The 21,194-nt window shown below is 61.0% G+C and carries 21 protein-coding genes; 9 read left to right on the top strand and 12 right to left on the bottom strand.

What is annotated here, in order from left to right:
* Window positions 1-11 precede the first annotated feature (11 nt).
* The gene (locus F2P67_RS10710) at window positions 12-779 is read left to right on the top strand and encodes a substrate-binding domain-containing protein (RefSeq protein ID WP_166220137.1); all 768 of its coding nucleotides are present in this window, start codon (window positions 12-14) and stop codon (window positions 777-779) included.
* Here the strand turns inward: F2P67_RS10710 and F2P67_RS10705 are convergent.
* Window positions 769-1,683, bottom strand: a complete 915-nt coding sequence (locus F2P67_RS10705) for a LysR family transcriptional regulator (protein WP_166220135.1) — start codon at window positions 1,681-1,683, stop codon at window positions 769-771. The two genes, F2P67_RS10710 and F2P67_RS10705, sit on opposite strands and share 11 nt — an antisense overlap.
* A gap of 164 nt (window positions 1,684-1,847) precedes the next feature.
* Here F2P67_RS10705 and F2P67_RS10700 point away from each other — a divergent pair, with 164 nt between their 5' ends.
* Window positions 1,848-3,656, top strand: a complete 1,809-nt coding sequence (locus F2P67_RS10700; RefSeq protein WP_166220133.1) for a monovalent cation:proton antiporter-2 (CPA2) family protein — start codon at window positions 1,848-1,850, stop codon at window positions 3,654-3,656.
* A gap of 98 nt (window positions 3,657-3,754) precedes the next feature.
* Here F2P67_RS10700 and hcnC read toward each other — a convergent pair whose 3' ends face one another.
* The 5 genes from hcnC to F2P67_RS10675 form a co-directional block, all read right to left on the bottom strand.
* Window positions 3,755-5,014, bottom strand: coding sequence for a cyanide-forming glycine dehydrogenase subunit HcnC (gene hcnC / locus F2P67_RS10695; RefSeq protein ID WP_166220131.1), 1,260 nt, complete (start codon window positions 5,012-5,014; stop codon window positions 3,755-3,757).
* A complete protein-coding gene (hcnB, locus tag F2P67_RS10690; protein ID WP_166220129.1) occupies window positions 5,007-6,416 on the bottom strand; it encodes a cyanide-forming glycine dehydrogenase subunit HcnB in 1,410 nt (469 codons plus the stop codon). Before hcnB ends, hcnC begins: the two co-directional genes overlap by 8 nt.
* A complete protein-coding gene (locus tag F2P67_RS10685) occupies window positions 6,413-6,727 on the bottom strand; it encodes a (2Fe-2S)-binding protein (protein WP_166220127.1) in 315 nt (104 codons plus the stop codon). Before F2P67_RS10685 ends, hcnB begins: the two co-directional genes overlap by 4 nt.
* 238 nt (window positions 6,728-6,965) lie before the next feature.
* Complete coding sequence (locus F2P67_RS10680; RefSeq protein WP_166220125.1) at window positions 6,966-7,505, bottom strand: hypothetical protein; 540 nt, start codon at window positions 7,503-7,505, stop codon at window positions 6,966-6,968.
* A gap of 232 nt (window positions 7,506-7,737) precedes the next feature.
* Window positions 7,738-8,679 carry a hypothetical protein gene (locus F2P67_RS10675; RefSeq protein ID WP_166220123.1) on the bottom strand — a complete coding sequence of 314 codons (942 nt, stop codon included), beginning with the start codon at window positions 8,677-8,679 and terminating at the stop codon, window positions 7,738-7,740.
* Window positions 8,680-8,986: 307 nt separating this feature from the next.
* Here F2P67_RS10675 and F2P67_RS10670 point away from each other — a divergent pair, with 307 nt between their 5' ends.
* Both F2P67_RS10670 and F2P67_RS10665 read left to right on the top strand, forming a co-directional pair.
* The gene (locus F2P67_RS10670; protein ID WP_166220121.1) at window positions 8,987-9,670 is read left to right on the top strand and encodes a response regulator transcription factor; all 684 of its coding nucleotides are present in this window, start codon (window positions 8,987-8,989) and stop codon (window positions 9,668-9,670) included.
* Window positions 9,648-11,042, top strand: coding sequence for a sensor histidine kinase (locus F2P67_RS10665; RefSeq protein WP_166220118.1), 1,395 nt, complete (start codon window positions 9,648-9,650; stop codon window positions 11,040-11,042). The genes F2P67_RS10670 and F2P67_RS10665 overlap by 23 nt, the downstream gene beginning before the upstream one ends.
* A gap of 232 nt (window positions 11,043-11,274) precedes the next feature.
* Here the strand turns inward: F2P67_RS10665 and F2P67_RS10660 are convergent, their stop codons facing one another.
* Genes F2P67_RS10660 through F2P67_RS10650 form a run of 3 tightly spaced genes read right to left on the bottom strand, consistent with a single transcriptional unit; the run spans window position 11,275 to window position 13,522 of the window.
* Window positions 11,275-11,685, bottom strand: coding sequence for an SRPBCC family protein (locus F2P67_RS10660; RefSeq protein WP_166220116.1), 411 nt, complete (start codon window positions 11,683-11,685; stop codon window positions 11,275-11,277).
* Between the two features lie 20 nt (window positions 11,686-11,705).
* Window positions 11,706-12,503: an SDR family NAD(P)-dependent oxidoreductase gene (locus F2P67_RS10655; protein WP_166220114.1), complete on the bottom strand. Its 798-nt coding sequence runs from the start codon at window positions 12,501-12,503 to the stop codon at window positions 11,706-11,708.
* Window positions 12,500-13,522 (bottom strand): aldo/keto reductase, encoded by a 1,023-nt coding sequence (locus tag F2P67_RS10650; RefSeq protein ID WP_166220112.1) that lies wholly within the window; start codon window positions 13,520-13,522, stop codon window positions 12,500-12,502. Before F2P67_RS10650 ends, F2P67_RS10655 begins: the two co-directional genes overlap by 4 nt.
* A 112-nt stretch (window positions 13,523-13,634) precedes the next feature.
* Between F2P67_RS10650 and F2P67_RS10645 the strand changes: the two genes are divergently transcribed.
* On the top strand, window positions 13,635-14,576 hold the full coding sequence (locus F2P67_RS10645; RefSeq protein ID WP_166220110.1) for a LysR substrate-binding domain-containing protein: 942 nt from the start codon (window positions 13,635-13,637) through the stop codon (window positions 14,574-14,576).
* Between the two features lie 150 nt (window positions 14,577-14,726).
* Window positions 14,727-15,386 (top strand): methyltransferase family protein, encoded by a 660-nt coding sequence (locus F2P67_RS10640; protein WP_166220108.1) that lies wholly within the window; start codon window positions 14,727-14,729, stop codon window positions 15,384-15,386.
* A gap of 123 nt (window positions 15,387-15,509) precedes the next feature.
* Here the strand turns inward: F2P67_RS10640 and F2P67_RS10635 are convergent, their stop codons facing one another.
* Together F2P67_RS10635 and F2P67_RS10630 are read right to left on the bottom strand one after the other, a co-directional pair.
* The gene (locus tag F2P67_RS10635) at window positions 15,510-16,178 is read right to left on the bottom strand and encodes an HAD family hydrolase (RefSeq protein WP_166220106.1); all 669 of its coding nucleotides are present in this window, start codon (window positions 16,176-16,178) and stop codon (window positions 15,510-15,512) included.
* A 67-nt stretch (window positions 16,179-16,245) separates the two neighbouring features.
* A complete protein-coding gene (locus F2P67_RS10630; RefSeq protein WP_166220104.1) occupies window positions 16,246-16,659 on the bottom strand; it encodes a response regulator in 414 nt (137 codons plus the stop codon).
* Between the two features lie 188 nt (window positions 16,660-16,847).
* On the opposite strand from F2P67_RS10630, the gene F2P67_RS10625 reads away from it, so the two are divergent.
* On the top strand, window positions 16,848-17,789 hold the full coding sequence (locus F2P67_RS10625) for a class I SAM-dependent methyltransferase (protein WP_166220102.1): 942 nt from the start codon (window positions 16,848-16,850) through the stop codon (window positions 17,787-17,789).
* Between the two features lie 118 nt (window positions 17,790-17,907).
* On the opposite strand, the gene F2P67_RS10620 is transcribed toward F2P67_RS10625, so the two are convergent.
* The gene (locus F2P67_RS10620; protein WP_166220100.1) at window positions 17,908-18,687 is read right to left on the bottom strand and encodes a LuxR C-terminal-related transcriptional regulator; all 780 of its coding nucleotides are present in this window, start codon (window positions 18,685-18,687) and stop codon (window positions 17,908-17,910) included.
* A gap of 110 nt (window positions 18,688-18,797) precedes the next feature.
* Here F2P67_RS10620 and F2P67_RS10615 point away from each other — a divergent pair, with 110 nt between their 5' ends.
* Complete coding sequence (locus tag F2P67_RS10615; protein ID WP_166220098.1) at window positions 18,798-19,913, top strand: extracellular solute-binding protein; 1,116 nt, start codon at window positions 18,798-18,800, stop codon at window positions 19,911-19,913.
* A 159-nt stretch (window positions 19,914-20,072) separates the two neighbouring features.
* Window positions 20,073-21,191: a DmpA family aminopeptidase gene (locus tag F2P67_RS10610; protein ID WP_166220096.1), complete on the top strand. Its 1,119-nt coding sequence runs from the start codon at window positions 20,073-20,075 to the stop codon at window positions 21,189-21,191.
* Window positions 21,192-21,194 lie beyond the last annotated feature (3 nt).

Below are 21,194 nucleotides of genomic sequence, written 5' to 3'. Positions count from 1 at the left end.
GAGCGCCCGACATGAAAAAACTGTTCAATCTGACTGCCCTCGCCCTCCTCGCTTTCAGTGCCCTGGCGCACGCCGAGGAAGTACGCGTAATGACATCGGGTGGTTTCACCGCCGCCTACAAAATTCTCGGGCCGAAATTCGCTGCGGCCACCGGCAACACCCTCGACACCACCCTCGGCCCGTCGATGGGCAAGGCGCCGGAGGCAATCCCCAATCGCCTCGCCCGTGGTGAAAAGGCCGACGTGGTGATCATGGTCGGCTACGCCCTTGACGACTTGATCAAACAAGGCAAGGTCGACCCGGCCTCGCGGGTCGAACTGGCAGACTCGCGAATCGGTCTGGTGGTGCGTGAAGGCGCACCGAAACCGGACATCAGCAGCGTCGACGGTCTGAAGAAAACCCTGCTCGACGCGCAATCGGTGGCGTACTCCGACAGCGCCAGCGGCGTGTACATCGAGCAGCAACTGTTCAAGAAACTGGGGATTGAAGATCAGCTGAAACCGAAGGCGAAGATGATCGCAAAAATTCCGGTAGGCTCAGTGGTCGCTACCGGCGACTATCAACTGGGCTTTCAGCAGGTCAGCGAATTGTTGCCGGTGCCAGGGGTGAGTTTCGTGGCGAAGATTCCGGAGTCAGTGCAGTCGGTGACGCGATTTGCCGCTGGCATCCCGGTGGGCGCACAGCATCCGGCCGAGGCCAGAGCTTTACTCGCCTACCTCGCCGCCCCGGCCGCGCAGCATGATGTACAAGCCACGGGGCTGGATTCGGTCAAGCGCTGATCGTTGGCGGCAGGACTTTCATTTCCACCACCAGCCGCTCCAGTTCCAGTGCCGCCGGGGTCAACGTGCGATCCCGGCGCTTGATGATGCCGACACTGCGCATCACCTGCGGATCGGTCAGCGGCACCCGCGTCAGGATCGGATGATCCGCGCCCGGCATCGCCATCAAGGGCACCGCCGCCACTCCTAGCCCCGCCTCCACCAAGCCAATCATCGTCGTCACATGCCGCGTCTCGCAGATGCTCTGGCGTTGCGGCACCACGCGGCTTAGCGCCTGATCGAGCAAAAAGCGGTTGCCGGACGTCTTGTCCAGCGAGATGTAATCCTGCCGGTAAAACTCGTCCCAGGTCACACTGCTGCGCGTGGCCAACGGGTGATCGCGCCGACAGGCGACCACGTAGCACTCCTGCACAAGCGGTTCGAAATCGACTTTGGCATCCTGCGTGCCCATAAAACTCAAACCGAAATCCGCCTCGCCGTTGACCACTGCGCTCAGAACGTCGTGGGCGCTGGAATCGAGGACTTTGACTTTGATCCGTGGAAACTGCTGGTGATAACGCGCGACTACGCGCGGCATGAAGTAGTACGCGGCGGACGGCACACACGCGACGGTGACGTGGCCCAGACGGGTGGACGCGACTTCGCTGATGCCCAGCAGCGCCACGTCCAGATCATCCAGCAAACGTTCAACGCTAGGCATGAACCCGCGTCCGGCCTGGGTCAGGCTGACCTTGCGCGTGGTGCGTTCGAACAGCTTCACGCCGAGGGCCTCTTCAAGCTTCTCGATGCGCCGACTCAGAGCCGGTTGCGACAGCCGTACGGTGTCGGCGGCCTTGCGAAAACTGCCCTGCTCGACCACCGCGCGAAAGGCTTGCAGATCGTTGAGGTCGAAGTTGATGGCCATGGCGAGACTCGGGAGGATTGATACGCAGAGGTTATGAATGTAACCAATTGATGCAATATGTTACAGAGAGAATCGAATCCTCTGCAGGGATCTTCGGTGGATTGAAGATCTATGCAGCCTTTATCCTTGTCACCCCCGCCGTACCGCTGTCAGGAGTTTGATCCATGCCCCATGAAGGCAACCTATTACAAGCCGCCGTCGTGTTTCTGTTCGCGGCGGTGCTCACCGTGCCTTTGGCCAAACGCCTGCAATTGGGCGCGGTGCTCGGTTATCTGTTTGCCGGGGTGATCATCGGCCCTTCGGTGCTCGGCCTGATCGGCAACCCGCAAAGCGTTGCGCACATTTCCGAGCTAGGGGTGGTGCTGTTGTTGTTCATCATCGGCCTTGAGTTGTCGCCACGACGCTTGTGGGTGATGCGTAAATCGGTGTTCGGCGTGGGCCTGGCGCAGGTGTTGCTGACCGCGTCGGTGATTGGTGTACTGGCGCTGTCGGTTTTCGGCCAGCCGTTGAACAGCGCGATTGTGCTTGGCCTCGGTCTGGCGCTGTCGTCGACCGCCTTCGGCCTGCAAAGCCTCGCCGAGCGCAAAGAACTGACCAGCCCCCACGGCCGTCTGGCCTTCGCGATTCTGCTGTTCCAGGACATCGCCGCGATCCCGTTGATCGCGCTGGTGCCGATGCTCGCCGGCGGCAATCACACCAGCAGCACGGCCGAAGACCTCAATCATGGCTTGCAGGTACTTGGCGGCATCGCCGTGGTGGTGGTCGGCGGTCGGTATCTGTTGCGCCCGGTGTTTCGCATCGTGGCGAAAACCGGTCTGCCGGAAGTCTCCACCGCCACCGCGTTGCTGGTAGTGATTGGCACGGCATGGTTGATGGATCTGGTGGGCGTATCGATGGCACTGGGGGCGTTTCTCGCCGGTTTGCTGCTGGCGGATTCCGAATACCGGCATGAGCTGGAAGCGCAGATCGAACCGTTCAAAGGCTTGTTGCTCGGGCTGTTTTTCATCAGTGTCGGCATGGGCGCCAACCTCAGCCTGCTGCTCAGCGCGCCCATCACCGTGCTGGGCCTGACGCTGTTGCTGATCGGCCTGAAACTGCCGCTGCTGTTTGTGGTGGGACGTCTGGCCGGTGGCTTGAACAAAGTCAGTGCGATCCGCCTCGGCATCGTCCTCGCAGCGGGCGGTGAGTTTGCCTTTGTGGTGTTCAAGATCGGTCGCGATCAAGGCCTGTTCGAACCGCGCCTATACGACCTGCTGGTATTGACCATTACCCTGTCGATGGCGTTGACGCCGTTGCTGTTGTTGATTTGCGCACAACTGGTCAGCCCGAAAGTGCAGCCAGTGGAAGTGCCGGAGAAATTCCGCCAGATCGACACCGAAACACCACGGGTGGTGATTGCCGGCATGGGCCGGATGGGCCAGATCGTTGCGCGGATTCTGCGGGCGCAGAACATCAAGTTCGTGGCGCTGGACACCTCGGTGGAAACCATCGAACTGTCACGCAGCTTCGGCGGCGTGCCGGTGTTCTACGGCGACCCGATGCGCCCGGAAATCCTCAATGCGGCGAAGGTCGGCGAGGCCGAGTACTTCGTGATTGCCACCGATGACCCGGAGACCAACATCAAGACGGCCGAGGTGGTGCGCAAGCTCTATCCGCACATGAAAATCATCGCCCGCGCACGTAACCGTCAGCACGTGCACCGCTTGGTGGACGTAGGCGCCGAGCCGATTCGGGAGACGTATTACTCCAGTCTGGAAATGAGCCGTCGCACGCTGGTCGGCCTGGGACTGACCCAGGCGCAGGCCGATGCGCGGATCAAACGCTTCAAACACCACGACGAACAGGTGCTGGAAGCACAACACGCTGTCTACGACGACGCCGCCAAAGTCCTGCAGACCGCCCAGGAAGCCCGGGCGGAACTGGCCAGATTGTTCGAGTCGGATCAACTGGAAGAAGAATCGCGCAAATCCTGAGCCCCTCGCCTTTATCCAAAAAACGGGCTGGCCGGTCTGGCGCCTTCGCAGGCTTGCCCGCGAAGAGGCCAGCACGTCCACCCGCAATTTTTCTTGAGTCAGGCTGGCTCCAGCATGCGCTCCGCTTCGACTGGCGCGACCTCAAACCGATCCGCCAGAAACGGCGTGATGTCCAGCGGCAACGGTTCATCGTTGACCAGTTTGTCCAGCAACACACCGGTAATCGCCGAGGTCAGAATGCCGGTGCGGAAGTGTCCGCAAGCATTCAGATAACCCTCGACACCGCGCATCGGCCCAAGAATCGGCAACTCGTCCGGCGAACCCGGACGCAATCCCGCCCAGGTGCGTTTGAGGTTGACGTCTTTCAACTCAGGCAAACAGCGCACTGCGCCCTGCACCAGCCCGGCGATTTCCGGGTAGGTGGTGGTGACGTCGAAGCCTTTGTCTTCGGTGGTGCTGCCGATCAGGATTTCGCCGTTGTCCTTCTGCGCCACGTAGCAGTCGCTGGTGGTCAGGCAGCCATTGAGGATTTTCGGCATGCGCTCGGTCAGAAGAATCTGGCCCTTGACCGGTTTCACCGGAATACGGATACCGGTCGCCCACTCACTCAGATCCGCTGCCCAAGCGCCGCTGGCATTGATCAATGTCTTGCAGTGGAACACGCCCTGCTCGGCCGTCTGCACGCCAGTCACCCGCGAGCCGTGGTGCAACACACCGGTCACGTTGGTGTTGACATAGAAGTCAACGCCATTTTGCCGGGCACCTTCGGCATAGGCGTCGGCAAGGCGGAACGGGCTGACCTGATGGTCGCAGAGGAATTCCAGCGCCCCGCGAGCTTCATGGCTGACGCTGGGTTCCGACTCGCGCAACTCGGCCTGATCGAGCCAGCGCACCTGATCGGCCAAGTGCGGAATGCAACTGACGATGTGCTCGGCGTAGAGGCGGTCTTCGTCGTCATAAATCACGAATTTCAGGCCGGTCTTTTCGAACTTGAAATCCATACCGTGGTTGTCCTTCAGCTCACGGTGCAACGCCGGGTACAGCGCATTGGACTGCAAGGCAAAATCGAAGAACGACTCCGGCAGGATGTGCGGCGTGCTGGCATCCACCGCCACGGCTGCACCCTGGGTTTCGCGTTTGCGGCTGGCCGACATCATGCGGAAGAAAATCACCCCGCAACCGAGCCCGACCGACTCGCCGATGGCCCACAGGCCGCCGGCCGAAGCACGAGTCGCGTTGCCCGGACGCTTGGCGTCGATCACTGCAACCTTGAGGTCTTTGCGTTTGGACAGTTGATAGGCGCAGGACGCCCCGATCACACCGCCGCCGGCGATGATCACGTCATAGAACTTACTCATGGGAAGCGGCCTCCGTGCCGACGGACTGAAACGCGGAAAAGGGAATCGGATCAATCGGGAAGCGCGGACGCAACCAGCCCACATCCTTGCGCCCGGTGGCTTGACGCAAGCGGTCGCTGCAATAGCCGACGCACATCCGGCCCTGACAGTCGCCCATGCTCACGCGGGTGCGCATTTTCAGGCTGGCGATGTCTTCCACCCCCTGCGCCAGCGCCAGATCGATGTCGGCGCGGGTCGCGTGTTCGCAGCGGCAAATCACCGTGTCGGCGGCGGGCAAAGCGGTCTGGCCGACACCACGTTCGGTGTAGCGATCCACCGCGGCACGGAAGCGTACGATGGTTTTCAGTTTGCTCAGGTAGCGGTCGCGGCGTACGCGGGCCAGTTCCTCTTCCAGTACACCACGCTGTACCAGGATCGACGTCGCGGCGATCTTGCCGGCGAACATCGCCGCTTCGCCGCCCCGAATACCGCCCATGTCGCCAGCCATGTGCACGTGCGGTTCATTGCTTTGCTGCCAGAGGTTGGCGTTGGCGCGCAGGTAGCCGTCGTCGCTGAAACCGTGGTCTAGGCCCATCTGCTGACTCAGTTGCGTGCGCGGTATGAAGCCGTAACCGACCGCCAGCGTCTTTGCCTCAAAACGCTCGACGCGGGACAAATCCGGCTCCCAAGTGGATGAATACGGCGCGACGCTGACGCTTTTCAACTCGCCCTCGCCGTGGGCTTCGACCACGCCCCAGCCGTAGTTCATCGGGATACCATGCAGTTTCAGGTAGGCGAGCATGCTCAAGCCATCGAGAAACAGCTGCGGCTTGTTCAGCAGCGCCAGGCTTTCGCGGGCGATCTTGCCGAAGGCGCAGGCCTCGTAAACGCCCGCGACACAGACCCCGGAGGCATGCAATTGAGTCGCCACCAGCGGCAGCAACGGCCCGGTGCCGGCGATGATGACCGGGCCTTGCGGCTTGACCACGCCGCTTTTGATTTGCAACTGCAGACCGCCCAGCATGATCACGCCCGGCAACGTCCAGCCGGGAAACGGTACGCTGCGCTCGTGGCAACCTGCCGCGAGCAGCAGTTGCGAATATTCGATCTCGTGCAGTTGCTCGTCGCCGTCCAGTACCACCAGCGCGCGGGTGCCTTCAGCACCGACCACACGATGGTTCAAGCGCACGTCGATCAGGCCGGCTTGCTCCTGAAAATCGCCGTGCAGTTTGCCCAGCGCCTCGGCGTAACGTGGCCCCAGGTAATCCAGTTGCACGCCGTCGCGCAGCGGCCCGCGATAGACCACACCGCCGAGGCGCGACGCCTCTTCAAGCAAAGTGCAACGCACGCCATGGCGGGCCAGTTCAATGGCCGCCGCCATTCCCGCCGGGCCACCGCCGACGATCACCGGTTGCAGGCTCATACGACCTCCTGCGCGGTAATGCGGTTGACTTGGGTTTCGATCTGCATGCCGTCCCGCACGACGGTCTGGCAAGCGCGGCGCTTGTGCCGGCCGTTGATTTTCACCAGACAGCACTGGCACACGCCCATGCCGCAGTAGGCACCGCTGATCTGGTTGTGATCATTGCGGGCGATCTGACGTACGCCGAGTGACTGAATCACACTGAGGACAGTTTCGCCGATGGCGGCGGTGACCGCCTGGCCGTTGATGTGGACGGTCATATCCGCCTGCGCCAAGGGCTGGATATCGAAGGATCGTTCTAGGCAGTGCATTGCGATGTTCATCCGTGAAGGTTCGGTTGAGGTTGTGTCAGCTCCTTGCTGCACTACTCCTCGTCGACGCATTGATTGCTTTGATTGTGGACGTCGACGCGGTTACTTCGTCAGCGCAACAAGGGCGCGGGAAGCACTGTAGCTCATACCTCAGCAAAGGCCTGGATCAATTACGTTAGGGGATATTCCAAGGGGAAATATTGATCCAGGCCAGTGAATCGGTCGGATTGTCCAACGATCAGTTGGAGAACACGAATTGCCCTTTGATTTTCTTCGGCCCGACGAAGCCGAGATCAGGAAACAGCAGGTTTTTCAGCCAGGCAACAAAGAACACCATGGCCAGGGTAATCGCCACGCCAATCAACGTGCCCGTCGGATCCTCGGCGTAATCCTTGAACATGCGCGGCACCTGGCTGATCGACAGGATCACGTACGCGGTGTAAGCCTGCGCCGCATTGCGGTAGAACCCCCAGGCGAACAGCAAAGGCACGACCCCGGCGAACAGGCCCAGGCCAATGGCGAAGCCGGGGCTGATGGTCAGGCCGAGAAAATACCCCGCCACCAGACCGATCAAGGCTTGAACGTAAGTCAAACCCAGCAACACTTTGATCTTGCCGGCGTGTCGCTCCAGCAACGCCGGATCGGGGCGTGAGCCGATCAGGTACGCCAGCACCCTGTCCTTCAACGCACCACCGGACAGTGCCTGGAACGTCTCGGTTTTCGAGCGGCCGGCTGCCAGCATTTCAGCCACCTGGCGTTTGATTTCCTTCTTGTCCAACGTTGTCATCCTTAATCAGCGGGAAACCCGAATTGAAGCACAGCATCTGCTTGAGGCGCGGATTCTCGCTTTATCGGGGGGCAGAAAGCAAAAAGCCGCTTCTACCCGAGGGCAGAAGCGGCCGAGGCATAAGCCTCAATGAATCAATGCACGAACAGTGCGATCAGGATGATGATCGGGATCGGCACGCCGAGGAAAAACAGCAGTAATGAGCGCATGGTGATTCTCCCTTTTAACGGACTGGAGGCAGCGTGGAGGTGGTGGTGTAAGTGTCGACTTCGACGTACTCGACAGCATCCCGGCGACGACCGCCGAAGGTGGCTGCCAGACTGGCGAAGAACGCACCGGCCAACAGGGCAATGAACATCCACAGCGAAGTCCAGGCAGCGACTTTGGCAGCCGTGTCAGCGGCTTGCTGGGCTTTGAGTTTCGCGTCGGCGATGGCTTTTTGCGTGCGGGCATAAATCTCATCAACACGACGTTCGGCGTCGGCCTGAGTCAGGTTGGTCCGCTGTGCCACCAGTTGCGCGAGGTAGGTGCGGTCTTCGGCACTGAGCTGACCGTTGGCCAGGCTTTGCGCGAAGATCCGGGTCACGGCACCGTGGGCGGCGTCATCGCTGACGGCGGCAGGACGGTCATCGCGGAACAGGCTGTCAACGAAGTAACCGTACTGATTGCTGTCGGTATTGGCCGCTGCTGTGCCTGCCGCTTGGGTCATGGCTGATGCAGCGCCGCCGGCCACACTGGCCCCGGCCTGAACGCCACCGCTGATCACGCTGCTGACCGAGCCCACGACGAGGATCGCGGTCACCAGTGTCGCGACGCACCAGGCGAGAAAGCCGTGGGCGGTGTCGCGGAAATACACTTCATCACCGTGCATGTTCGCCCACTTCACCCGCAGGCGTCCGGCGATATAACCACCCAGACCGGAAGCAATGATCTGCGTCGCCGCCAGCCATACAATCGTTGAAATGCCCAGGCCTTTGGCACTGATGCCCTCCCCGGCCCACGGTGAAACGGCAGAGAATCCCAGACCGAAGCCGAGCAATACGAGGATCATCGACAGGGCAGCGGCAGCCGCGGCACCGGCGAAAATCGCGCCCCAGGACACCCCCGAGACGTCGCTCGACTCTCCTTCATAGGCAGGATAAAACCCTTCAGAGGATCTATTCATTGTTGTAGTGCTCCAGGCATGAAAAATGGTGTTACAACTCGTCACGAGATGAATTGCAGCGACCGTGCCAAGCACTAAAAATAAATAAATTCTTATATTTCAAAAAGATAGAAATACTGAACTTCCTCAGACCATGCAATTTGCAAAAAGGCGCGTATAACAGCGGGTTTTATGCATTGGCAACTAAGCGGCAACGGCAACGAAATATCCGTTGGTGGCCCGGCAACATGAAAGTTAATTTAAAGCGTCACGGAAAATTCTTGGCAAAATGCAGCCATTCCGTTTGAACCGATCAGCAGGCCTGCCTATGACTCGTATCTTGACCATCGAAGACGACGCCGTGACCGCCCGGGAAATCGTCGCCGAATTGAGCAGCCACGGGCTGGACGTCGATTGGGTCGACAACGGCCGCGAAGGCCTAGACCGCGCCGTCAGCGGCAACTACGACTTGATCACCCTCGACCGCATGTTGCCCGAGCTCGATGGTCTGGCCATCGTCACTACCCTGCGCACCATGGGCGTGGCCACGCCGATCCTGATGATCAGCGCCCTTTCCGATGTCGATGAGCGCGTGCGCGGTTTGCGCGCCGGTGGCGATGATTACCTGACCAAACCGTTCGCCACCGATGAAATGGCCGCGCGAGTTGAAGTGTTGTTGCGCCGGCAGAACAGCGTCGCCACCCAGGCCACCACATTGCAGGTGGCCGACCTCGAACTGGATTTGATCAGCCACGAGGCACGCCGCGCCGAGCAGGTGCTGACGCTGCTGCCGACCGAATACAAACTGCTCGAATTCCTCATGCGCAACAGCGGCCAGATCCTCTCGCGGATGATGATTTTCGAAGAAGTCTGGGGTTATCACTTCGACCCCGGCACCAACCTGATCGATGTGCACATCGGTCGTCTGCGCAAGAAGATCGACGCCGCGGGCAATGTCCCGCTGATCCGCACGGTACGGGGCTCGGGTTATGTCATTGCCGAACCCGTCTGACGGTTGGCGCTCCTCCAGCAGCCGCTTGCTGGCGCTTTACAGTTCGCTGTTCGTGGCGTGGAGCGCGATCCTCATGGGGGTCATGTATTACGAGGTGTCCGGTTACCTCGATAACCTCGCCAAGCATTCGCTGATGCAACGTCAACATCTGTTTTCGCACTTTCGCGGCGAGCAACTGGAAGAAGCCCTCGCCGCCAGCATGACCTTCGACATTCGCGGCATCGACGCCTATGGCCTGTTCGACGCCCAAGGCGTCTACCTCGGCGGCGCGCTCCAGCAGATCCCCGAAGGCCTGCCGCTGGACGGCAAGATCCACATGCTCGCCGACTGCGCCAACTCCGACGACCCAACCCTGCCCAATGACAGCTGCGACGCCGTCGCCACGCAAACGCGTGACGGTCGCTGGCTGGTGTTGCTTCGCGATAACGGCTCGCTGTTCGCGGTGACGCGGATCATTTTGCATGCGTTGTTCTGGGGCGTGTCGTTGACGATTCTGCCGGGGATTGCCGGTTGGCATTTGCTGCGGCGCCGGCCGCTGCGCCGGATCCGCGCGATCCAGGCGAGTGCGCAGTCGATTGTTGCCGGTGACTTGACTCACCGTTTGCCGCTGTCCAATCGCCGCGATGAACTGGACATGCTGGCGGCCATCGTCAACGCCATGCTCGAACGCATCGAGCGTTTGATGAATGAAGTCAAAGGCGTTTGCGACAACATCGCCCATGACTTGCGCACGCCACTGACGCGCCTGCGCGCGCAGTTGTATCGCATGCAGCAACAGGCGGGCGAAGGCTCGCAGGAAGCGGCGCAACTGGATCTGGTGCTGGCCGAAGCCGATACGCTGATGGCGCGGTTTCGTGGCTTGTTGCGGATTTCCGAACTGGAGGATCGCCAGCGCCGCTCGGGTTTCGTCGAGCTCGATCCGGTGTTGCTGCTGCAGGAATTGCACGAGTTTTACCTGCCACTGGCCGAAGAAGGCGAGTTGCGTTTCGAGCTGAACATGCCGGAAACCTTGCCGCCCTTGAACGGCGACCGGGCGTTGCTGTTTGAAGCGTTGGCCAACCTGCTGAGCAACTCGATCAAGTTCACCCCTCCCGGCGGCACGGTGATGTTGCGCGGGGTGAATGCCGGTGGGCAAACGCGGATTGAAGTGCACGACTCCGGGCCGGGCATTCCCGAATCCGAGCGCGAGGCAGTGTTTCAGCGTTTCTATCGCGCCGAAGGTGGGCAGCCGCAGAGCGGCTTTGGTTTGGGACTGTCGATTGTCGCGGCGATTGTCAGCCTGCATGGCTTCAGTCTTGAAGTCGGCAGCAGTGATCTGGGAGGGGCGAAACTGGTCCTGGATTGCCAGCAGCGTTTGATCTCCCAATCCTGAAGATTGAAAGATCGCAGCCTACGGCAGCGCCTACAGGTTTTCACGCTGCTGACGGGCTCAGTGAGCACTGAAAATCCTGTGGGAGGGGGCTTGCTCCCCAAGGCAGTGGAACAGACAACATCAATGTTGAATGTCCCGCCCCCTTCGTGAGCAAGCCCACTCCCACAATCAGAATGTGGACAAAGCCCAGTCCTCCGTCCCCCACTGCTCCCACATTCAGTTTTTTGCAGGATCAGGCGGGGTAGTTGGCGCGCAGCGCTTCGAGGCCGCCCTGGTAGATGCCGCTGAACAACGCCACCACTTCCTCCTCGCTTACGCCTTTGGCCGTGAAGCGTCCCGACCACGTCACCCGAGCGCCCTGCCCCTGGGCTTCGACCTTGATTGTCGCCAGATAATCAGTGGCCGGGAACGGTGCCTGTTCGATCGAGTAGCTGTAGCTCTTCGCCGCGTTATCGAACGCTTGCAGGCGTTCGATAACCACGCCGCCATCGGCGGTTTGCAAAGTGCGCACACGGCCGCCGTCGCTCAGTTCGCTGTTGGGAATGAACGGCAGCCAGTCCGGCAGCGTGTTGAAACCGCCGATCAATTGCCAGACCTGATCGGCCGAAGCCGGGATGTCGATTGTTGCAGATGCAGTTGCCATAAAAATCTCTCTTCAAATACTCAAATGGTCAGGCTGTCGACGACGCCGCCATCAACGCGCAAAGCGGCGCCAGTGGTGGCCGAGGACAGCGGCGAAGCAATGTAGGTCACCAGGTGCGCAACCTCTTCGACATCGGCCACGCGCTGGATGATCGAGGTCGGCCGCGCGCGGCGCACGAACGCGTCAGCTTCGTCGCGCAGGCTACGGCCAGACTCGGCGGCGGCGTCTTTGAGCATCGCCTCGACACCGTCGGTGTAGGTCGGCCCCGGCAGGATCGAATTGACCGTGACCCCGGTGCCCGCCAGACGTTTGGCCAGACCGTGGGACACCGCCAGATTGGCGCTTTTGGTCACACCGTAGTTGATCATGTCGGCGGGCGTCGCCACGCCGGATTCCGAGGACAGGAAGATCACCCGCCCCCAACCCTGCTCGACCATCCCCGGCACGTAATGCCGAGACAAACGCACGCCGGAGATCACGTTGACTTCATAGAAGCGCGTCCATTCATCGTCGGGGGCGTCGAAGAAATCCACGTTGTTATAGATCCCGAGGTTGTTTACCAAAATGTCTGCACGCGGTTCGGCGTCGAACAGCTTCTGCGCACCTTCGGCGGTGCCAAGATCGGCAGTCAGACCGCGCAATTGCGCGCCCGGCACTTTCTCGCGAATGCTCGCCAGGGCCTGCTCGACCTTGGCCGTGTCGCGACCGATGACCACCACGGTGGCGCCGGACTCGGCCAGCGACTGGCTGATGCCCAGACCGATACCGGCCGTGCTGCCGCTGACGATGGCCAGTTTTCCACTCAGATCAATCTTCATGCTTTCACCTCATCGATAGGTAATGGTGCACGTTCGGACACCAGATTTGCATCACGCATGGCCTGCCAGAAACCGGCGGGAATAGTCGCCGACAGCGCAGCGACGTCTTCGGCGATGCGCCCCGGTTTGCTGGCGCCGGGGATTACGGCGGCGACCGCTGGGTTGGCCAGGGAGAATTGCAGGGCAGCGGCTTTTACATCGACGTTAAAAGTAGCGGCGATACGCTGGATCTGCCCGACTTTGGCAATAATTTCCGGGCTGGCCTTCTGATACTCGAAGTGCACGCCACCGGCCAGAATCCCCGAGCTGTAAGGGCCACCGACAACGATTTCGACGTTTTGCACCCGCGCCGACTCCATCAGGCGTTGCAACGGGCGTTCGTGGTCGAGCAGCGTGTAGCGCCCGGCAAGCAAGAAACCATCGGGTTGCGCTTCAGTCAGGTCGAGGGTCAGTTCACACGGCTCGACCTTGTTGACACCCAGCCCCCACCCCTTGATCACGCCCTCTTCGCGCAGCCGCGTGAGCACTTTGAACGCGCCAGTGCGGGCCTGATTGAAGTACTCCAGCCACTGATCGCCGTAGAAGTCCTGAGCGATGTCGTGCACCCAGACGATGTCGAGGCGATCGGTTTGCAGACGCTTGAGGCTGTCTTCAATCGAGCGCAGGGTCGCATCGGCGCTGTAGTCGTTGATGATTTTATTAGGGCGGCCGTGCTCGAACACACCGCTTTTTTCGCCCAGATCCCGGGCAGCCGCGTCTTCGACTTCGTCGAGAATCACCCGGCCGACTTTGCTGCTCAAAACGTAGTCATTACGGTTGTACTGCTTGAGCGCTTCACCCAGGCGAATCTCCGACAGACCCGAGCCGTAGAACGGCGCGGTGTCGAAATACCGCACGCCGGCAGCCCATGCGGCATGCACGGTGGCCTGCGCTTCATCTTCGGGAATGGCGCGAAACATGTTGCCCAGTGGTGCGGTGCCGAAGCCCAGTTGGCCGGGCAGTTTGTCCTTCAAACTCATTGGATTGTCCTCATTCGTTGCGGGTCTGCGTGACCGTTGAGCAGATCCTAGATTGCGACGCCTAGACCGTCCAAGACATAATGCGCAGAACTTGAGTCCTCAGAGGTCTGACATGATCGACATCCGCCAATTGCGCTACTTCGTCGCCGTCGCCGAGGAGGAACACGTCGGCCGCGCGGCCGAACGCCTGCATATTTCCCAATCGCCGCTGAGCCGGCAGATCGCTCAGCTTGAAGAACGCCTGGGCCTCACGCTGTTCGAGCGCAGCCAGCAACGCATTCGCCTGACCCGCGACGGCCAGACTTTCCTCGCGGAAACCCGTGCCCTGCTAACCCACGCCAATCGCCTGGAATCCCTCGGCAAACGGCTGGGCCGGGGCGAAGAAGGCGGGTTGTGCATCGGCTACATCGAGAACGCGATGCACGCCGGCGTCCTGCCCAATGCCTTGCGCGTGTTGCGGGTGGATCGCCCGAATGTGCATGTCGCGCTGTACAACCTGAGTTCGGCGGAGCAACTGGAAGGCCTGCGTCAGCGTAGTCTCGATATCGCGCTGGTGAGCGAACCGCCGACCGATGACGACCCGGATCTGTTGGGGTTTCAGGTGCTGGATGATCCGATGTTACTGGCATTGCCGGAACAGCATCCGTTGGCCGCGAAAGTGGTATTGAGTCCGCAGGATCTGGCCGATCAGGAATGGATTGGCGTACAGCCCCGGCAGGATGCCGGCGACGCGTTCGTCAGCGCCTGCATTCGCGCAGGCTTCACCCCGGATGTACGCATGCAGGCGAGCGAGCCGTTTACCGCGCTGGGCCTGGTGGCGTCTGGGCTGGGCATTGCGATGATTCAGAAAGGTTTGAGCCGTAACGCCCCGCCGGGCGTGGTGTTGCGCGAAGTGCCATGGCTGGCGTTTACCACGCCGTTGTGGGCCGCCTGGCATCGAATCAATTTGCGGCCGCTGGTCGAAACCTTCAGAAAAGTCCTCACCGACCCCGTCCCCCGTGGGAGCGGGCTTGCTCGCGAAGGCAATTCCATATCCAGTATCGCCGTCGATTGACCTGCCGCATTCGGGAGCAAGCCCCCTCCCACAAACGGATTTGCGGCCGCACGCCAATCCTTGTGGGAGCAAACCCCTTCCACAAGGGGCGGCGCCTGATGGTCGGTCTCGCACTACACTGCAAGGAACAGCCTCGTCGATGAGCTGATCATGAAAATGTCTGCGCAAATGACCGTCGTCGCAATACTCGCCACCCTCGCCTATCTCGGCCTGGCGGTGTGGGGTATCGGCGGCGTGGCGATATTCTTCTCCCACGGTTCGCTGGTGGTGGTTGCACTGGCGACGGTGGCGATGGTGGTGGCCTCGTTGTTTACCGAGGTCAACCTGAGTTCCGGCGAGCGTGAGGACCGGGCCAATCGCTGGGTGATTCCGGCGTTCGGGGTGATTGGTCTTGTCAGTGGTTTCCTGCCGGCGTATTGCGATCGGGTGAATGTCTGGACGTTTGGCGGCGAGGGGGTGCGCTGGCTCGGCGCGTTGCTGTTTATCATCGGCGGGGCGTTGCGCTTGTGGCCAGTGTTCGTGCTGGGGCGACGGTTCAGTGGGCTGGTGGCGATTCAACCGGGCCATCGGCTGGTCACTGACGGCATCTACCGGCGGCTGCGCAACCCGAGTTATCTGGGACTTGTGGTCAATGCCGTGGGCTGGGCGCTGGCGTTTCGGTCGGTGGCGGGGTTGTTGCTGGCGGCGTTGACGCTGATCCCGCTGATCGCGCGGATTCATTCCGAAGAAACACTGCTGCGCGGCCAGTTTGGCGCCGAATACGACGCCTACTGCGCCCGAAGCTGGCGGCTTCTACCAGGCATTTACTGACTGAAGATCACAGCAGATTCCTGTGGGAGCGGGCTTGCTCGCGAAAGCGGTGTGTCAGCGACAACTGTTTCACTGACAAGCAGCCTTCGCGAGCAAGCCCGCTCCCACAAAACCAGCGTGGCTTCAGGTCTTTTGCAGGTAGAGCCTGCCTTCGCTGTCAATTTTGACGCTGACCGCTTCGTAACTGGCCAGTGTTGCATGGGCGGTTTCCAGCGGATGCTGATGCGTCGTGGTGATGATTATCAGCGGCGCACCGGCGGCTTCAGCGGCCTGAATGCCGACCGTGGCGTCTTCGAAGATCAGGCAGTCGCCAGGTTCAAGTCCCAGACGCTTTGCCGCCAATCTATAACCGGCCGGGTCAGGCTTGCCGGCCTGCACGTCCTCGGCCGTCACCATCACCGCAGGCTGTGGAATCCCCGCCGCCGCCATGCGCCGCAACGCCAGATCCCGTGGCGCCGAAGTGACCATGGCCCAGCGATCCGCCGGCAACGTTTTGAGAAACGCCGCCGCGCCGGGAATCTCGACAATACCTTCAACATCGTCAATTTCCGCTACGGTAATGAACGCGGCTTGCGCCTCGGCATCGACCCCGGGCAGGTTCAGGCGCTTGATGGTGTCGATGGCCCGCACGCCGTGAATGGTCGGCAGAAACGCCGCGACATCCACGCCATGACGCACGGCCCAGGCCGACCAGATCCGCTCGGCAGCGGCGATGGAGTTGAGGACGGTGCCGTCCATGTCGAACAGAAACGCGCCGAACGCGCGGTCAAAAACACAATCGTGAGCAGACAAGGGCTCGCATCCTCAGGCATGGGGGGTCGGGCAATGTAGCATTTGCCCAACCGTTTCACCCAACGTCTCAGTGCAGGCGTGGCGCCTTGGATTTGAAGGCGCTGTCCACGCAGTCGAGCAACTGACCGATGGCCCAGGGCTTCTTGATAAACGCGACGGGATGCTTGACCCCCGAGGTTTCCGGCGTCTCATAACCGGACATGACCATGACCGGTTTGTCTGGCCAGCGGTCACCGACCAGATTGGCCAGATCCGCACCATTGAGCAGGCCGGGCATGGTGATGTCGGTCAATAACAACCCCACTTCCGGCGCATGCTCTTCCAGATAAACCGACGCCGCGTCAGCGCTGGTCTGTGGCTCGACCGTGAAACCTTCCTCCTGAAGAATTTCGCAGAGAAACTCCAGAATCAACGGATCATCCTCTACCACCAGAATCAACCCGCCAGGAAGGTGCGCGTTCGCCGTTGGTGTTGGGCACATGAACTTGCACTCCCGCTTTTGCATTAACGATTTAGCGGCTTGAATCCGCTGCTTATCTGGTATGAGCGACGGGTTCTGCAGAAATTCATTTTTGATACAGGACTTTTCAACAAGCCCTGCGCGGCGACCCGGCACTCGCCGGTATTTGTGGTTAAAATGCCCGCCCTTTTGCTGGCCGATCCCCCTCGATGAACCCTCAAGCCCTCGCCCTCCTCCAAGCCCACCTGCTCACCGCGCTGACCTCGGCGCCAGCGGAGACACGCCGACTGTTTCATGGCCGTGGGCGCTGCTGGCCCGGGCTGGAGCAATTGACCGTGGACTGGCTGCAAGGCGTGGTGCTGGTGTCGCTGTTCAAGGAACCGGCAGCGGATCAGCTCGAAGACCTCAAGCGCCTGCTGCTGGCGATCACCGGTTCGGCCCAATGGCAGCAATCCGCCGCGCACACGTTGCTGATCCAGCATCGCTACCTGCCGCAAAGCACCGCCGAATGGCTGCTGGGGAACGAAATTGATGAAATGACTATCATCGAGGGCGGCTTGCAGTATCGGGTCGATCTGGGCCGCAAACAGAATGCCGGACTGTTTCTCGACATGCGCTACGGGCGCAACTGGGTACGCGAACAGGCCGGCGGTCAGCGTGTTCTGAACCTGTTCGCTTACACCTGCGGTTTTTCCGTGGCAGCCATCGAGGGTGGCGCCAGCCATGTGGTCAACCTCGACATGTCGCGCGCAGCATTGAGCCGTGGTCGCGACAATCACCGCTTGAACGGCCATGACCTGAGCAAAGTCAGTTTCCTCGGCCACGACCTGTTCAAGTCCTGGGGCAAGGTGATCAACAGCGGCCCGTACGATCTGGTGATCATCGACCCGCCGTCGTTCCAGAAAGGCAGCTTCCTGTTGACCAAGGATTACCAGCGCGTACTGCGCCGCTTGCCGGAACTGCTGACGGCAAACGGCACGGTGCTGGCGTGCATGAACGATCCGTCGTTTGGCCCGGACTTTTTGATTGAGGGCGTTACGCAGGAAGCGCCGGGGCTGCGCTTCGAGCAGCGACTGGAAAATCCGCCGGAGTTTCCGGATGTTGATCCGCAAAGTGGCTTGAAGGCTTTGATCTTCAAACGCAACATCTGACACGCCTCAGCCCAATGTGGGAGCGGGCTTGCTCGCGAAAGCATCCTGTCAGGTAACACATACTGGTTTGACCGACGCCTTCGCGAGCAAGCCCGCTCCCACAGGGTTTGGTGGTGTATCAGGCAGTGAGTGGCCGCAACACCAGCGCGAACAGCTCGCCATGCCCGTTGACGTTGAGTTTTTGGTACAGGTTGCGCCGGTGCACCTTCACGGTCTCCGGCGAAATCCCCATCTGCTGGGCCATCGCCTTGCTGGAGAACCCTTGCAGAATCAGCCGTGCGGTGTCGATTTCACGCGCGGTCAGGCGGGCGTCGAAGCGATCGAGCAGAGTCGCCAGATCACCGACCACTGTTTCAACGCCGCTACCTTGTGGCGGTAGCAGTTGCACGTGGCGACGCATCGCCGCCAGCACCCAGTCACGCACGCACAGCAGCCTGCCCTGCTCCGCCAGATCAAATGCCTGTAAGCGCCCCAGCGACAATCCCAGCACACCGCCCTCGACGTTAATCATGAACTGCAACTCGTCCTCGCCGACCACCGAGCGAAAGTAGCTCTGGTAATACTCGCTGTGCAGAAACTGGTCCGGCGCGACGCTGGCGAGGCTGTGCAAACCATCGGCAATGCCGGTCGCGGCGGCTTGATAAAACGGATCGAGCAGGTACATACCCGCGCAGTAACCGGCCAGTTCCTTCTGCTCGTCGGCGCCACCCTTGCTGTCGAAGTCGATCAGCAACTGCGGCGTCTGCCCTGCGCTCATCAAGGCGACCAACGCGTTATCCAGCGGCACCAGCAGGCGCAAGGTGTCCACCAGCGCTCGCCAGAAAGTGTCCTGACCGATGCTTGCAAATACCCGCGCCAGACTTTGATGCACCGGCAATTCCTGCAACAACGCGTCCACGCACTACCCCTTTTGAGTAACCCATGATGGGAATGGGTCAGGCGCGATCACGCCTATAGGCTGACCACTCCTGTTCCTCACCGGCCTGCACAGGCCAGGAGTGCCGCATCATGCGTCGACACCGTGGGTATATCAACTCAAGCATCAAGTTCGGCCTGCTGGCCTGGCTGGGCATCGTTTCAACGGCCGGCGCCAGCGAGGCGCCGACTGTGCATGTCTACAACTGGTACGACTACATCGGCCCGAACACCCTGCACGATTTCCAGCGCGACAGCGGTATTCAACCGGTGTACGACACCTTCGACAGCGCCGAAGTGCTTGAAGGCAAATTGATGACCAGCCGCAGCGGTTACGACGTGGTGGTGGCGAGCAACTTCAGCCTGCCGACGCTGATCAAGGCCGGCGCCCTCGCGCCGTTACCCCGCGATCAATTGCCGGGCTGGAAGAACCTCGATAACGATCTGTTGAGCAAACTGGCCAACAACGATCCCGGCAACCAGTACGCCGTGCCTTATCTGTGGGGCACCAACGGCATCGGCTACAACGTCGACAAGGTGCGCGCCGCGCTCGGCGACAAGGCACCGGTGGACTCCTGGGATCTGGTGTTCAACGAAGACAACCTCGCCAGACTCGGCCAGTGCGGTGTAGCGATGCTGGATTCGCCGTCGGAAATGCTCCCCGTGGTCTTGCATTATCTGGGGCTGCCACCCAACAGCACCGACCCTGAAGACTATAAAAAAGCCGAAGCGCTGCTGCTGAAACTGCGCCCGCACATCGCCTATTTCAATTCGTCGAAGTTCATCAGCGATCTGTCCAACGGCAATATTTGCGTGGCGGTGGGCTGGTCTGGCGCGATGCTGGAAGCCAAGACCAACGCCGAACAGGCCAACAACGGCGTGAAGATCGCGTACAGCCTGCCCAAGGAAGGCGCGCCTGTGTGGTTCGACACCCTGGTGCTGCTCAAGGATGCGCCGAATCGCCCTCAGGGTCTGGCGTTTATCGACTACCTGCTGCGTCCCGAGGTCATCGCCCCGGTCAGCAATCATTTGTCCTACCCGAACGGCAATCGTGCGGCCACGCCGCTAGTCGCCGAAGCGACTCGTGACAACCCGGCGGTTTATCCGTCCGCCACCGCGATGGCCACGCTGTACACCCTCGAACCGCTGCCAAAAGCCATCGAGCGGGTACGCACGCGGGTGTGGAGCAAGGTCAAAAACGGCCAGTAACCCGCCCGTCATAAAACACAAAATCTGTGGGAGGGGGCTTGTTCCCGAAGGCGGTGGCTCAGTCACCCTCGACGTCAACTGACAGTCCTCATTCGGGAGCAAGCCCCCTCCCACAGAGTTAGTGCTCAACCAATCATTTTTACAGTGAGACCGAAATCCATGAAACCCCGTGCCCGCGATCTCGATATCCATATCGGCCAACTGCCAACCGGCCCGCTCAACGCCATCACCGACGTGCCGGGCGTGCGCGTCGGCCACAGCAATGTGCGAGGCCTGAGCAGTGCCGGCCGCGACATTTGCACCGGCGTCACTCTGATCGAACCACGTTTTGGCTCGACCAATCAGCAACCGTGTTTTGCCGGGGTCCACGTGCTCAACGGCAACGGCGACGCCACGGGGCTTGAGTGGATTCGCGAGGCCGGCCTGCTGACCAGCCCGATTGCTTTCACCAACACTCACAGCCTCGGCGTGGTGCGTGATGCGCTGATCACACTGGATCGCCAACAACAACCGGACGACGGCCGGCTCTACTGGAACATGCCGGTGGTACTGGAGACTTTCGACGGCCTGCTCAACGACATCAATGGTTTCCATGTCCGCCCCGAGCATGTCGCCGAAGCCATGGGCAACGCAGTCGGCGGCGCAGTCGTTGAGGGTGCGGTGGGCGGAGGCAGCGGCATGATCTGTCATGAATTCAAGGGCGGCATCGGCACCGCGTCGCGGCGCTTGAGCAAGGCTCTGGGCGGCTGGACCGTTGGCGCGATCGTCCAGGCCAACCACGGGATTCGCAGCGAACTGCGCGTCGACGGCTACCCGGTCGGGCGTTACATGGAACAGAAGGATTCACCGTTCCTGCGCGCCTCGTTGCCGCATCCGGGCATGGGTTCGATTGTGGTGTGTCTGGCCACCGACGCGCCGTTGCTGCCGCATCAGTGCACGCGTCTGGCGCAACGGGCCAGCCTCGGCCTGGCCCGTACCGGCGGCGGCAATGAAGACCACAGCGGCGACATCTTCATCGCGTTCGCCACGGGCAACGAACACGTTCCGCCCGCCGCCTACGAAGGCAAAGGTGCGCCCACCTGCGATGGCTTGCGGATGGTCAACAACGATCACATCAGCGAGCTGTTTCTGGCGGCCACCGAGGCGGTTGAAGAAGCCATCATCAACGCCTTGCTTGCCAGTGACAGTACCGAAGGCAACGGACACTCGGTGCCGGGACTGGACGCCGAGACCTTGCTCGCGGCGCTCGACAAAGCCGGTTGGCCGGGATCGAAATAAAAC

Origin of the sequence: Pseudomonas atagonensis, assembly GCF_011369485.1 — a bacterium.
GTDB lineage: Bacteria > Pseudomonadota > Gammaproteobacteria > Pseudomonadales > Pseudomonadaceae > Aquipseudomonas > Aquipseudomonas atagonensis.
Note: the sequence above shows the minus strand (reverse complement) of the source record. Positions and strands in the feature narration are given on the sequence as shown.